Source organism: Streptomyces spinosus, assembly GCF_020400655.1.
In the GTDB taxonomy this organism is placed as follows: Bacteria; Actinomycetota; Actinomycetes; order Streptomycetales; family Streptomycetaceae; genus Streptomyces; species Streptomyces argyrophylli.
Map to the genome: position 1 here is coordinate 62413 of NZ_JAINRC010000006.1, position 13628 is coordinate 76040.

A 13628-nucleotide genomic window follows, 5' to 3' on the forward strand; every position below is an offset into this window, starting at 1 on the left:
CTCCCGCCCCGGCCGGCAGGTAGGTTCTTGACCCTCACACCGTGTCAGGCGATCGACTCGGAGACATCATGTTCACCATCGGAGACTTCGCCCGGCACGGCCGCGTCTCGGTCCGGATGCTGCGTCACTACGACGCGACCGGTCTGCTGCGCCCGGCCCATGTCGACCCCGTCAGCGGCTACCGTCACTACACCGCCGCCCAACTGGCCCGCCTCAACCGGATCATCGCTCTCAAGGACCTCGGGTTCTCCCTGCGACAGGTCCGGGACATCGTGGACGAGAAGGTCGCCGCCGAGGAGCTGCGCGGCATGCTGCGACTGCGGCGGGCCGAACTGGAGACCGCCATGGCCGCGGCGGGAGCACGGCTGGTCCAGGTCGAGGCGAGGCTCCGAGCGATCGAGAGCGAGGGGCACATGCCCACGAACGACGTCGTCATCAAGAGCGTCCCCGGTGTCCGGGTGGCCGAACTGGCCGCGACCGCCGACAGTTTCTCACCCGAGGACATCGGCCCGGTCATCGAGCCGCTCTACGCCGAACTGTTCCGACGCCTGGACTCGGCCGGCGTCACCCCCACGGGTCCCGGTGTCGCCTACTACGAGGACGCCCCGGAGGGCGGCGGCAGGATCACCGTCCACGCCGCCGTCCAGGTCTCCGCCCCCCTCCAGGACGACGGCGCCTTCCGCGTCCTGGACCTGCCGGCCCTGGACCAGGCGGCGACCATCGTGCACCGCGGCTCCCCGGACACCGTGCTGCCCACCGCGCAGGCCCTGACCCACTGGATCGACGCGGGCGGCTACCGGTCGACCGGGTACCCCCGCGAGGTCAACCTGGAGTGCCCCGAGAACCGCGACGACTGGGTGACGGAACTCCAGGCGCCGGTGAGCCGGGCCTGACGACCGGCGGAAGGCACGGCTCCCGCGCGATGCCCGCCGTCACGGGAGCCGGTCCCTGGCGGCAGCCCCGGGCGCCGGCCCCTCGACCGCGGGCCCGCCATCGGACCGGCACACCGTCGGCACCGCCACCGCATCCCAAGTCCGGTGGCGGTGCCGCCTCCTGACGGACTGCGCGGTGAGACGGGCCGGTCCGGCGCCATCGGCTATTACGGCGTAATCGTCTCCGGACGTCTCCGTGCCCGGACGCGGCCGGCGCAAGGACCGGCGCAAGGGGCCGTTCCAGGGACGCCCAGGGACAAGGGGGGATGGGCCTCGCCATCGCGCACCGGCTCGCCGGCCGGGGACACCGGGTAGGAGGTCGCCGCGGCCACCGTCTTCCTGCTGGGCGAGGACGCCGGCTTCGTCACCGGACAGGTGCCCGGCGTGGGACGGCGGGGGGACGCTTCCCGGCCGGTGAGGCGCGCGGGCCGCGTCCCGGACGACCGGCCCGGCCCCCGGGCGCACCCGGGGGCCGAGCCGGTTCCCGTCCCTGCCCGGCGGCCACCCGGTGATGGTTCAGCCGCAGCTGAGGAGGCCGGCGGCGGACTTGGCGGCGAGGATGCGGTGCACGCTGTCGGCGACGTCGGCGCGGAACGCGGCGTCGGTCTTCATGCGGGCGCCGACCGCCTGCGCCATCGCCGGCACGGTGGACGCCTTCACGGTGAGGATCATGTTGCCGCCCGCCGCGAGGAAGTTGACGGCCCGCTGACCCGGGGTGAACGACTTCACCGCGACGGCCTGTCCGAGGTCGTCCGAGATGACGACGCCCTTGAAGCCGAGCTGGGTGCGCAGCAGCTTGCGGATGACCGTCGGGGAGAAGGCCGCGATGTGGTGTGCGTCGATCTTCGTGTAGGTGGCCGAGGACATCATCACGAACGGCGCCCCGGACTTGATGCCGGACCGGAAGGGGCCGAGGTAGGAACTGGACGTCGTCGTCACCGAGTCCACGACGTTCGCGGTGGTGTCGGTGTTGCCGGTCACCCGGCCGAGACCGGGGAAGTGCTTGAGCGTCGTCATCACATGGGCCTGCTTGAACCCCTCGGCGAAGGCACCGCTGTGCGAGGCGACGACCTCGGGGGTGTGGCCGAACTCGCGGTTGTAGCGGCCGATGGGCGCGTTGCGCGTGCCGAGGCTGGCCGGCACCGTGTCCGCGACGGGAGCGAGATTGAGGTTCAGTCCGGCGGACTTCAACTGCGTCGCCCAGCCGGCGGCCCGGCTGCGCAGCGTCGACGTCGACCAGGTGCCCTGGGTGAGTGCGGCGGGCATGGTGGAGAACCCGGGACCGCTCAGCACCTGGACCTGGCCGCCTTCCTGGTCCGTGGACACCATCAGGCCCACCCGCCGGCCGGACACCGTGTCCGCCTGGCCCCGGAAGCCGTCCACCACCTTGCGCGTCGCCTTGGTGCCGGCGCTGCTGCGCCCGGTCAGCATGACGGAGCCGACGTGGTAGTCACGCAGCGTACGCAGGTCGGTCGCGCTGGGGTGCGCGGCGGACACCCCGCCCATGAAGAGCTGGCCTATGCGCTGTACCTGGGTCATCCCCGTGTAGACGCGATCGGCGCAGGTGGTGGCGACGGCTCCCGGACCCGGGTCGACGACGGCGCGGACCGGCTGGACGGTATGCGCCTGGGCGGCCGGTTCACCGGTGGCGACCGCGGTCAGCAGCAGGGTGACGAGCGGTATGCCGGTGCGCAGAGCCGCCGAACGGCCCCTTCCGCGCCGGCGGACACGTGCTGTCATGGATGACGCTCCTGTCTCGGACGATGGGCGGGCAGGCGATCGGCGGCCCGCTGTTCCTGTACGGCGGGGGCAGACCGCTCCGCCGCGCGCCCCCGCTTCCACACGCTACGCCGCACGGCGGTGAGATGCGCGTCTTGCCTGCCAGGAAGCCGTGTACCGGCCCTCGGAACCCCGCTTCCGTCCTGGGAGGGGGCGCGAGTTCGCCCGGAGAAGGGCGGCATCCGTCCTGTTATGGAACGAAGTCAATAAGCAAATCAGACATTGATGACTATTGCTTGATATAAAGATCACGTGAAGGTGTGGCCGGTCCCGGGGGGCGGCGCGGCCGCGCCGGTTGTCTGGGATTGGAGCTCCTAAGGAGAGGCATGCGGCCCTTCAGAATCGCGGCAACCCGACAGACCCCGGTTTCCGTGCCGCGTCGGCCGGCCCGTCCGGAAGGCACCCACGCCCGCTGGTACGGCCCCCTGTCCGTCTGCGTGGACCTGGCCGGTGCCGCACTGCCGGTGACGGCGGCGATCGTGGAGGTCCACGAGCCCCACCCCCTGCGGCTCGCGGCCGTCGCCGCCCTGCTGTGGCCGCTGATCAGAGTGGTCGGCAAGCGGTACACGCCCTCCGCCTGGGGTGACGGCGGCGGCCTGGGAGCCGCGCTGCGGGACTGGCTGCTGCTGGTCGGCGCGCTGGCGACGCTGCGTGTGCTGTGCGGGCTGGGGAGCGTGCCGGCGGAAGCCTTCACCGCGCTGATCCCCGCACTGGTCCTCACCGCGTCCTGCCACAAGGTGATCCACCGTCACCTCCTGGCCGCCCGCCGCAACGGCCGCGCACTGCGCCATGTCCTGGTGGTCGGGGAGGGCCCGACGATCGACGCGGTGGTCGGTCAGCTGGCCCAGCGCACCGACCACGAGTACGCGATCGTCGGCTGCTGCCCGGTCGGGCAGGACGAGGTGCTCTCCGGTGTCCCCGTGTACGCGCGGCTGCCCCGCGAGGAGCCCGGGCCCCCCGGTGCTGACGCCGACACGGTGCTCGGCGCGGCCGACGAACTCTGTGCCGACCTGGTCTTCGTGGCGACGGGCCCGCACCTGTCGGGCGAGCGGCTGCGCCGGCTGTCCTGGGCGGTGCACGACCGGGGCTGCCCGGTCGTCGTGCTGCCCGGCATCGTCGAGGTCGCCCGCCGGCGGGTCCGGCTCACCTCGGCGTCCGGACTCACCCTGCTGCACATCTCGCCGCCGCTGCGCCGTGGCGTGCCGGCCCTGCTGAAGGCGGCCGTCGACCGCGTGGGCGCGCTGCTGCTGATCGTGCTGCTCTCGCCGCTGCTGCTCCTGCTGGCGCTGGCCGTGCGGCTCGGCTCCCCCGGTCCCGCCCTCTACCGTCAGATCCGGGTCGGGCGGTACAAGACGCCGTTCCCCATGTGGAAGTTCCGCACGATGGTGGTCGACGCGGACCGCCTCAGGAACGAGCTGGAGGCGGCGAACGAGCACGACGGCCACATGTTCAAGATGCGCCGCGACCCCCGGGTCACACCCGTGGGACGCGTGCTGCGCCGCTACTCGCTGGACGAACTGCCCCAGCTCTTCAACGTCCTCCTCGGGCACATGTCCCTGGTCGGCCCGCGCCCCCCGGTGCCGGAGGAGGTCGTCAAGTACAGCCCGGTGGAGATGCGCCGGCTGCACGTCAAGCCGGGCCTGACCGGGCTGTGGCAGGTGAGCGGACGCTCGGACCTGTCCTGGCACGAGACGGTCTCGCTCGATCTGCGCTACGTCGACAACTGGTCCCCCTCCATGGACATGAACGTGATGGCCCGCACCGTACGCGCGGTGCTGAACGGCCAGGGCGCCTACTGAAGTTCGTCCATCCGGGCAGGGCTGCCGCCAACACGCGCCGATCGCGGCGGCGGAAGGGGCAGGCAACCGGCAAGGTACCGGGAGGAACTGGGCGGAACCGGGAGGAACAGCGTCATGGCGCAGACCGCAGCCGCACCGCACCGGCCCGTCGTCGAGCGATCCCTGCGCGGCTTCACCGGCGCCGGTTACGACAAGGGGCGCCCCCTGCTCGTCCAGGCCGCCTGGTTCGCCGTCCTCCACCTGGCCTTCGTCAAATGGTGGTGCCCCGACCGCTGGCGCCCGGTGCTGCTGCGCGCCTTCGGCGCCCGGGTCGGACAGCGGGTGCTGATCCGGCACGGGGTGCGGGTGCACTGGCCGTGGAAGCTGGAGGTCGGCGACGACGTGTGGATCGGCGAGGAGGCGTGGATCCTCAACCTCGAACCCGTCACGATCGGCAGCGACTGCTGCGTCTCCCAGGGCGCGTTGCTGTGCGCGGGCAGCCACAGCGCCCGTTCCGCCACGTTCGAGTTCGACAACGGCCCCGTCCGGCTGGAGCCGGGCAGCTGGGTCGCGGCCCGTGCCGTCGTCCTGCGCGGTGTCACGGTCGGCCGGGGCGCGGTGGTGGGCGCCGGTGCCGTCGCCCACCGGGACCTGGCGCCCGGCGAGGTCCTGACGACGAAGGGACGTACGGCATGAGACTGCTCCACGTGGTCACGCTCCTCAGCGACGACGGTGCCTTCGGCGGTCCGCCGAGCGTCGCCGTCGCCCAGGCGCGGGAGCTGGCCGCGCGCGGTCACGACGTCGCGCTGATGTCGCTGTGGCGGGGCCGCGACCGCGCGCCGGAGCGCGTCGGCACGGTCCGGCTGCGCTCCCGTCCGGCCCGTGCGCTGCTGCCGGGACGGGGGTTCATCGGTCTGCTGCACCCCCTCCTCGTACGCGATCTGTGGCGGGCCATGGGCGGTGCCGACGTCGTGCACGTGCACGCGGGGCGCGACCTGGTCTCCCTGTCCGCCCTCGCCGTCGCCGCCCTGCGCCGCGTGCCGTGTGTGGCGCAGACGCACGGCATGGTCGAGCCGCGCACGGCCCTGCCCGTCCGGCTGTTCGACCTGCTCTACCTGCCGTTGCTGCGCCGGGCGCGCGCCTGCTGCGTCCTGACCGAGCAGGAACGCGACCTGGTGGCGCGGGTGCTGGGGCCGGACGGTCCGCCCCTGCGGATCCTGCCCAACGGCATCGAGCCGGGGCCGCCGGAACCGGCGCCGCGGCGGCCACGCGCACCGCACGTGCTGTTCCTGGCCCGGCTGCATCCCCGCAAGCGTCCCGAGGCCTTCGTGGAGATGGCCGCGCTGGTGCACGAGGAGATGCCCGAGGCCCGCTTCACGCTGTACGGCCCGGACGACGGATCGCTGCCCGCCGTGCGCCGGCTCATCGAGGAGGGGCCGGCGGGCGTGGTCCGCTACGGCGGTGCGCTCGACCCCTCCGAGGCGCGCGAGGCGTACCGTACGGCGGCCGTCCATGTGCTGGCGAGCGTGAACGAGCCGTTCGGCATGACGGTCATCGAGGCGCTGGCCGCCGGCACGCCCGTGGTCTGCACCGACACCTGCGGCATCGCCGACGAGCTGGCCCGCCGTGGCGCCGCGCTCGTCACCGACGGCAGCCCCGGGGCGATGGCGGCGGCGGTCCGCCGGCTGCTCGGTGACCCGGAGCTGTGCGCCCGGATGGCGGAAGCCGGCCGCCGCGTGGTCGAGGACGTGTACTCCATCGGCGCCGTGGTGGACCGGCTGGAGGAGGTCTACCTGGGCGGCCGCCGCGAGGAGCCGGCCGGCCGAGGCGAGACGCACGGCGCGGCACGCCCGGCCGCCGGCCGTCCCCGGCGGCAGCCCGCCCCACCGGCCCCGCTCGCCTGACCCCGCCCACCGGGCCCACCGCTGTCCAGCGGGCGCCCGCCCACGCCGGCGCTCGCACGCACACCGGGGTCACGGGAACCCGCGGCCCCGGCCCGGGGCCGGCCCGGCGGCGCGCTCGCGCGCGAGCTTCCCGCCGCCGGTGCACGGACGCGGTGGCGGGAGGCTCCGTTCAGCACCGGTGGCGGGTGCCGCCGGCGCTCGTGCGCAGGATGGCCTCGAAGCGGGAGGCACAGTCCTCCAGGGCGAACTCCCGCTCGGCAAGCGCGCGGCTCTCCTTGCCCAGCCGCTCGGCGAGGGCCGGGTCGGACAGCACCTCCCGGACCCACGTGGCCGCGGCGTCCAGTGCGGACTCCCGTGGGGGGAAGACCGCCGACCCGGCCTGCCGGAGCAGCCGCGCGGCGAGGTTGTCGGCGGGCATCAGGCCGAGCACCGGCCGCCCGGCGCACAGATAGGACAGCGTCTTGGACGGGACCGAGAACTGCCCCGCCCCCGGGTCGAGCAGGACGACGAGGACGTCGCCCGTGCCCAGCACCTCGGGCAGCCGCTCGTACGGCTGGAACGGCAGCAGGGTGAGGTCGACGCCCCGCGCCGCGGCGGCGTCCCTGAGGACCGGTACGGCGGGGCCGTCGTTGACGACGACGAGACGCACCGGGCTTCCCTGCCCGCGCAGTCGCTCGGCCAGCCGCACCAGCAGCTCCGGGTCGTGTTTCAGTCCGAGCGTGCCGGAGTACAGCAGCGTCCGCACGTCGTTGAGACCGTGCTCAGCCGACCAGCCGTTGGCCCGTGACACCGGGACGATCTCGTCGAGCGGCGCCCAGTTGGGGATGACGGTGACCTTGTCCGCGGTGCCCCACTCCTCGTGGACCCGGACGAACGAGTCGGCGATCACCACGACGGCCGCGGCCTGCCGCGCCGACCACTTCTCGCCCGCCCCGAACACCTTCGCCGCCATGCCCATCGACCTGGCGACGTCGGCGGCGGCGAAGCTCTCCAGCGCCACCACGGTCACGTCCTGGTGCCACAGCACCCAGGGGATGCGCAGCCGCTTCAGGACGGCCGCGGTCACCACCAGCACCGGGATCGGCAGGTTGGACAGCAGGGCTACGTCGGGTTTCTCGCGCTGCACCTGCCGGGCCAGTTCGAGCCCCAGCCGGGTCTCCTGGCCGAGCCGGCGGAAGTAGGCGTCCTTGCGCAGCCTGACGCCGTCCCCGATGGTGACGAAGCGCAGGCCCGCCGTGGAGCCGGCGAGGTCGCCCTTGCCGGAGACGTAGGCCGTGCACGTCGAGTGGACGACCTGGTGACCGCGGCGCGCCAGCTCCCGGCTCAGCTGGGCCTGGAACGGGTGGCCGCTGTAGTCGTGGACGAGGATCCTCATCGTCCCGTGTCCCCGCAGCGCGTCCGGGCTCACTGGTGGGAGCGCTTGACCTGGTCGTAGACCCATGCGTAGGTCCGTTCCAGCCCGTCGGCCAGGGAGACCGACGGCTCCCAGCCGTAGATCTCGCGGATCAGGGTGTTGTCGGAGTTGCGCCCGCGCACGCCCTGGGGCGCGTCCAGCCGGTGGCTGCGCTCGCAGCGGATGCCGGCGATCCGCTCGACGACGTCGACGAGCTGGTTGATGGTCACCAGCTCCGAGGAGCCGAGGTTGACCGGTTCGCCGCTGTCCCCCTCCATGATCATCTGGGTGCCGTGGAGGCAGTCGTCGATGTACATGAAGGAGCGGGTCTGCAGGCCGTCGCCCCAGATCTCGATCCGGTGGTCGCCGGAGAGCACCGCCTCGGCCACCTTGCGGCACACCGCGGCGGGAGCCTTCTCCCGGCCGCCGGCCCAGGTGCCGTGGGGGCCGTAGACGTTGTGGTAGCGGGCGACGCGGGTGGTGAACCCGTAGTCCTCCGTGTAGTGGCGGCACATGCGCTCGGAGAAGAGTTTCTCCCAGCCGTAGCCGTCCTCGGGCTGCGCCGGGTAGGCGTCCTCCTCGCGGAGCGCGGTGACGTCCGCGTCGGTCTGCTTGGCGGCGGCGTAGACGCAGGCGGAGGAGGAGTAGAAGTAGCGCTCCACCCCGGCCTCGTGGGCGGCCTGGAGCATGTGGGTGCTGGTCAGCACCGACATCATGCAGGCGGCCTTGTTGTTCTCGATGAAGCCCATGCCGCCCATGTCGGCGGCCAGCATGTAGACGTGCCGCGCGTCCCGGACGCCCGCGCGCGCGTTCTCCAGCAGCGACAGGTCGGCGATCACGTTCTCCGCGGCGTCGTGGACCTGGTACCACTCGTGCCGGGGCTTGACGTCGATGGAGCGTACGGTCAGTCCCCGGGCCAGCAGGGAGCCCACGAGATGGCCTCCGATGAATCCCCCGCCACCGGCAACGACGACGTCGACCTGCTTGCCCATGGGCAACTCCTTTGTCCGAGGATCGGATGGCCTGATGCGGTAAAGCAATGCATATTTGTCCCTATTTAGGGGAAATGGCACGCCGACCTGTCCCTCGCGTCACCCGATGACGACGCCGTGCGGACGGCCGCGCGCGGCTCCCGGATTCGCGCGCGCCTGTACGGCTTCATGAGGTACGGGCGCTATAACCCTGTTGATGAGCTTTCAGGGGAAATACCCGGCTGGCGAAGACCTTCAGTGGCGCGAGGCCCCCGTCCGCAGCGTGGCCGCGGTCTCCCTCTGGGCCGTGGCGCTGCTGTTCCTGCTGCCGGGGCTGATCCTCCAGTCGGACGGCACGCACCTGTCGGTGGCGCTCGCGGTGCAGGGTGTGGTGCTGGCGCACACCGCCGTGGCCCTCGTCCGTGTGCTCACCGCGACGACGGTGCGGCTCGTCGCCCTCGGTTTCTGGGTCTTCGCCTACGTCTGGCTCGGCCTCGCGCCCCTGGCACAACTCGCCACCGACACCTACCCCTGGCCCTACCGGACCGGCCAGGGAACCGCCCTGACGGCCGTGGCCGTCGTCGAACTCGGGCTCCTCGCGCACAGCGCGGGGACCGCCGTCGCCGCCCGCCGGGAGCGCACCCGTGCGGCCGGTCCCGGCGCCCGCCCGCCCGGGCCGGTGGAACGGCTGCTGTCCCGCCGCCTCGCACCCTGGCGCCTGCTGTCGCTGTGCGGGCTCGCCCTCGCCCTGGCGGCGCTGCTCCTACCCGGCCGGCCCGGCGGCGTCGGCGCCTACTTCACGAGCCGTCAGGCGCTGCGCGAGGCGGGCATCGCCGACGGTTCGAACGACGCGTTCCTGGCGGCCGTGCGCAACTGGTCCCTGTCCGTCCCCGCGTTCTGGGCGCTGCTGGGGCTGATGCACGTACCGCGCGTGCCCGGCGGCGACCGTCTGCTGCGCGGTGCCCGCCGGCTGCTGCTGCCGCTGCTCATCGCCCTGAACGCCGTCGTCAACAACCCCGTCAGCAAACCGCGGTTCTGGTTCGGCACGGTCCTGCTGACCCTGCTGTTCGCCGTGCCCCGGCTGTGCCGGCCCCGCGCCTTCCGCGTCATCGCCGCCACCCTCATGGCGACCGTGCTGCTGCTCTTCCCGTACAGCGACTACTTCCGCTACAGCGACCGCGAGCACTTCGCCGTCGTCTCCCTGTCCGCGCAGTTCACCACCAACGGCGACTACGACGCCTTCCAGCAGGTGCAGACCGGCATCGACATGGCACGGGACCGGGGCTTCTCACCGCAGGACGCGCTGGGCCCCGTGCTGTTCCCGGTCCCGCGCTCGGTGTGGCCGGACAAGCCGGGGGACACCGGCATCACCCTGGCCCAGTACGCCGGTTACGACTTCCTGAACCTCTCCGCCCCGCTGTGGATCGAGAGTTACCTGTGGGCCGGCCCGCCCGCCGTGGCCGCCGTGTTCTTCCTGCTCGGCGCCGCCGGACGGCGCATGGACGACGTACGCCACCGGCTCCGCGACCGGGCGGGCAGCCTCGCCGCCTTCCTGGTCCCGGCGTTCGGCTTCTACCAGATCGTCTTCCTGCGCGGCAGCCTCCTGGGGATCGTCGGCCCGCTGACGCTGCTGGTGACCGTTCCGCTGCTCGTCACCACCCCCGCCGCCCGCGCGGCCCGGCTCGTCCCGTCGGCGCCGCCGACCGCACCCACCCGAACCGCACAGCTCCCCGGAACAGGAGGGCACCCGTGACCGGCCCCATCCACCTCTACGACCGGTACGACGAGCCGGACCAGCTACGCGACCAGCTGCGCCGGCTCCTGCGCCACCGTGCCGTCATCGCCCTCGGCATCGTCCTGGGGCTGCTCGGCGGCGCCGCCCTGGCCCTCTCCCGCGCCCACACCTACACCTCCACCAGCGAGGTCCTCGTACGCTCCACCGCCGACCCCTTCGGCACGGTCAGCGTGGCCGCCGACAACCAGGTCAGCATGGGCACCGAGCAGCAGATCGCCGCGAGCACCGCGGTCGCCGTCCGCGCGGCACGCCTCATGGGCCAGGCCGACGGCAGGGCGAACGCTCTGGAGGAGGACCTGCGGATCACCAACCAGGCCAAGTCCCAAGTGCTGCGCTTCGAGTTCACCGCCGGCACCCCGGGGCGCGCGGCACGCGGCGCCAACGCCTTCGCCGAGGCCTACCTGGCCGACCGCAAGGCCCGCAACCAGGCCGCCGCCCGGCGGGCCACCCAGGGCGTGGAGCAGCAGATCAAGTCGGTGGAGGCCGCTCAGAAGAAGGAGACGGAGGACGACGACACCGCCAAGGCCCTGCAGAGCCGGCTGGACACCCTGCGCGAGCGCGTCGTCGACATCAACTCCCGCGACACCGAAGGAGGCGACATCGTCCGCCGCGGCGAGCCGCCCGCCCGGCCCTCGGTGCCCGGCCGGTCCGTCCTGCTCGCGCTCGGGCTGGCGGGCGGACTGGCCCTCGGCATCCTGCTGGCCTGGCTGCGCTCCGCCCTCGACACCCGCGTCCGGTCGGCCGACGAGGCCCGGGCCGCGCTGCGCACCCCGGTGCTCGGCCTGCTGCCCCCCGGGCACGGCGAGGACGACGACGACCTGCTCGCGGTCGGCCACCGGGGCGGTGACCGGGCCGAGGCGCTGCGCGCCCTCGCCTACCGGCTGCGCGGCACCGGCCTGCGCGCCGGCACCGCCCGGCTCCTCGTCGTCTCCCCCCGGCGCGGTACCGCCACCGAGGAGGTCGCCGCGAACCTGGCCGCGGCCCTCGCCGAGGGCGGCGACGAGGTGCTGCTCGTGGACGCCGACCCCGGCACCGCCGCCCTCATGTCCCGGCTGCCACTGCTGCCGGACGACGCCCGCACGCCCGAGGACGCCTCCGCGCCGCCCGACGGCAGCCGCCTCGTCGACGCCGGGACCGCCGGGCGGTTCGCCTGCTGCGCCGGCGGCACCGGCACGCCCGACCGCGCGGGCGGTCCCGCCGCCGTCCACCGGCTGCCGGCCGGGTCCGGCTCCCGCACCACGGTCGTCGTCGCCCGGCCGGTCCTGGAGCACGCCGACGCGTTGGCCCTCGCGCAGCGCGTCGACGGCGTACTGCTGGTCGCCGGTCTCGGCACCACCCGGCGGGACGACCTCAGGCGGGCGCACGAGCTGATCGAGTGCTCCGGCGGGACCCTGCTCGGCACCGTGCTCGACGCCGGCCGCCGGCGCGGACGCCTGCGTGCCGTGCCGCGCCGCCGGCCCGCGCGCCCGGAGGCGGCGGAGACCGCCACCCCGGTCGTGGAGCTCCCGGCGCAGGACGACACGCTCTCGGTCTCCCGCGGATGACCGCCCCTGAGGCGACCGCCGCCCCCACCGCCTCGGACAGCGTCGCCGCCGCCGCGCGGGGCGGGTGGTGGGGTGTGGCGGGTTCCGCGACGAACGCCGTCTTCGCCTTCGTCTTCGTCGGCCTGATCACCCGCGCCCTCGGGGCGCAGGGCGCGGGCGCGGTCTTCACGGGCGTGGCCCTGTTCACCATCCTCAGCAACACCTGCAAGCTCGGTGCCGACACCGGGCTCGTCCGACTGGTCTCGCGGGACATCGCGGTGGGCGGCGGACGCACGGTGGGCGGTCTGCTGCGCGCGGCCGTCGTACCCGCGGCCGTGACCAGTACGGCGGCCGGCCTGGTCCTCGTGCTGTGCCCGGCGGTGGCCACCACGCTGCTGCCGCACCTGCCGCCGGCCGACGCGGTCGCCCTGGTCCGGCTCTTCGCGCTGTGCCTGCCCGTCGCCACCGTCGGACTGGTCCTGCTCGGCGCCACCCAGGGCCATGGCACCGTGGTGCCGTTCGTCGGCGTGGAGCAGGTCGGCAAACCGGTGCTGCGCGTGCTGATCGCCGTACCGGTGGCCGCCTGTGCGCCGGGCCTGCTGCCGCTGGCCGCGGCCTGGTTGCTGCCCGCGCTGGCCGGCACCCTGGCCGCCTGGCCGGCCCTGCGCCGCTGCCGCGCCCTGCGCGGCACCGCGTGGCCGGCCGTGCGCGGGGCCGTTCCCTGGCGCTCCTTCTGGAGCTTCGCGGCACCCCGCGCGATCTCGTCCGTCTTCGACATCAGCGCGGTCTGGGTCGGGGTCCTCCTGCTGTCCGCGCTGGCCACCGGCGCCGAGGCGGGCGTCTACACCGCGATCGGCCGCGTCGTCACCGCGGGCACCCTGCTGCAACTGGCCGTGCGGCTCGCCGTGGCACCCCAGATCAGCAGGCTGCTCGCCGTCGAACAGGTCGCCGAGGCACGCCATCTGCACCGCGTCTCGACCTGCTGGATCGTGCTCTTCTCCTGGCCGCTGTTCGTCCTCGTCGCCGCCTTCCCCCGGACCGTGCTGTCGGTCTTCGGCCCGGAGTTCGTCCACGGGGCGCCCGCCCTGGTCGTGCTGTGCCTCGCCTCGATGGTCAACGTGGCGGTCGGCAACGCCCAGACCGTTCTGCTGATGTCCGGCCGCAGCTCCTGGCACCTGGCCGTCACCGCGCTCGCATTCACGGTGCAGTTGACGGTGGGCCTGCTCGCCGTGCCGCGGTGGGGCGTCGTCGGGGCCGCCGTGTCCTGGGGCGCGGCGATCGTGGTGGAGAACCTCTCGGCCGCGCTGCTCATCCGGCTGCGCCTCGGCTTCACGACCGTGGACCGGGGTTACACCACCGCGCTCGGGACCGCACTCGCCGTCTCGGTGGTGCTGGCCGCCGCGCGCTCACTGGGAGGTGACACCACGTCAGGACTCGCCGCCGGGATGACGTTGGGATTGTGTGCGTTCGGTACTACTTTGTGGTGGTATCGCAGGCCGCTGGGAGTGAGTGAGCTGGTCGGAGTCCTGCGCCGTCGCGCCGCATGAGCCCGG

The 13628-nt window shown here is 73.6% G+C and carries 10 protein-coding genes; 7 read left to right on the top strand and 3 right to left on the bottom strand.

Annotation, left to right across the window (positions count from 1 at the left end; all coding sequences use genetic code 11):
• The first annotated feature begins 68 nt into the window (after positions 1 to 68).
• Entirely contained in the window at positions 69 to 893 is an 825-nt protein-coding gene (locus LG395_RS13345; protein WP_225809517.1) for a MerR family transcriptional regulator, read from the top strand.
• A gap of 555 nt (positions 894 to 1448) precedes the next feature.
• On the opposite strand, the gene LG395_RS13350 is transcribed toward LG395_RS13345, so the two are convergent.
• Positions 1449 to 2672, bottom strand: coding sequence for a glycoside hydrolase family 3 N-terminal domain-containing protein (locus LG395_RS13350; protein ID WP_225809518.1), 1224 nt, complete (start codon positions 2670 to 2672; stop codon positions 1449 to 1451).
• Between the two features lie 476 nt (positions 2673 to 3148).
• Between LG395_RS13350 and LG395_RS13355 the strand changes: the two genes are divergently transcribed.
• From LG395_RS13355 to LG395_RS13365, 3 genes are all read left to right on the top strand, one after another.
• Positions 3149 to 4510, top strand: a complete 1362-nt coding sequence (locus LG395_RS13355) for a sugar transferase (RefSeq protein WP_372463227.1) — start codon at positions 3149 to 3151, stop codon at positions 4508 to 4510.
• A 114-nt stretch (positions 4511 to 4624) separates the two neighbouring features.
• Positions 4625 to 5185 carry a DapH/DapD/GlmU-related protein gene (locus LG395_RS13360; protein WP_225809520.1) on the top strand — a complete coding sequence of 187 codons (561 nt, stop codon included), beginning with the start codon at positions 4625 to 4627 and terminating at the stop codon, positions 5183 to 5185.
• Positions 5182 to 6393, top strand: a complete 1212-nt coding sequence (locus LG395_RS13365) for a glycosyltransferase family 4 protein (RefSeq protein WP_225809521.1) — start codon at positions 5182 to 5184, stop codon at positions 6391 to 6393. The genes LG395_RS13360 and LG395_RS13365 overlap by 4 nt, the downstream gene beginning before the upstream one ends.
• Before the next feature lie 169 nt (positions 6394 to 6562).
• On the opposite strand, the gene LG395_RS13370 is transcribed toward LG395_RS13365, so the two are convergent.
• Together LG395_RS13370 and LG395_RS13375 are read right to left on the bottom strand one after the other, a co-directional pair.
• Positions 6563 to 7768, bottom strand: coding sequence for a glycosyltransferase family 4 protein (locus tag LG395_RS13370; protein WP_225809522.1), 1206 nt, complete (start codon positions 7766 to 7768; stop codon positions 6563 to 6565).
• A 29-nt stretch (positions 7769 to 7797) separates the two neighbouring features.
• Entirely contained in the window at positions 7798 to 8778 is a 981-nt protein-coding gene (locus tag LG395_RS13375; protein WP_225809523.1) for an NAD-dependent epimerase/dehydratase family protein, read from the bottom strand.
• A gap of 196 nt (positions 8779 to 8974) precedes the next feature.
• Between LG395_RS13375 and LG395_RS13380 the strand changes: the two genes are divergently transcribed.
• The 3 genes from LG395_RS13380 to LG395_RS13390 are packed head-to-tail and all read left to right on the top strand — an operon-like array spanning position 8975 to position 13622.
• The gene (locus tag LG395_RS13380; RefSeq protein ID WP_225809524.1) at positions 8975 to 10510 is read left to right on the top strand and encodes a hypothetical protein; all 1536 of its coding nucleotides are present in this window, start codon (positions 8975 to 8977) and stop codon (positions 10508 to 10510) included.
• Complete coding sequence (locus LG395_RS41150; protein WP_308071245.1) at positions 10507 to 12096, top strand: hypothetical protein; 1590 nt, start codon at positions 10507 to 10509, stop codon at positions 12094 to 12096. The genes LG395_RS13380 and LG395_RS41150 overlap by 4 nt, the downstream gene beginning before the upstream one ends.
• A complete protein-coding gene (locus tag LG395_RS13390; protein WP_225809525.1) occupies positions 12093 to 13622 on the top strand; it encodes an oligosaccharide flippase family protein in 1530 nt (509 codons plus the stop codon). The genes LG395_RS41150 and LG395_RS13390 overlap by 4 nt, the downstream gene beginning before the upstream one ends.
• Positions 13623 to 13628: the final 6 nt, after the last annotated feature.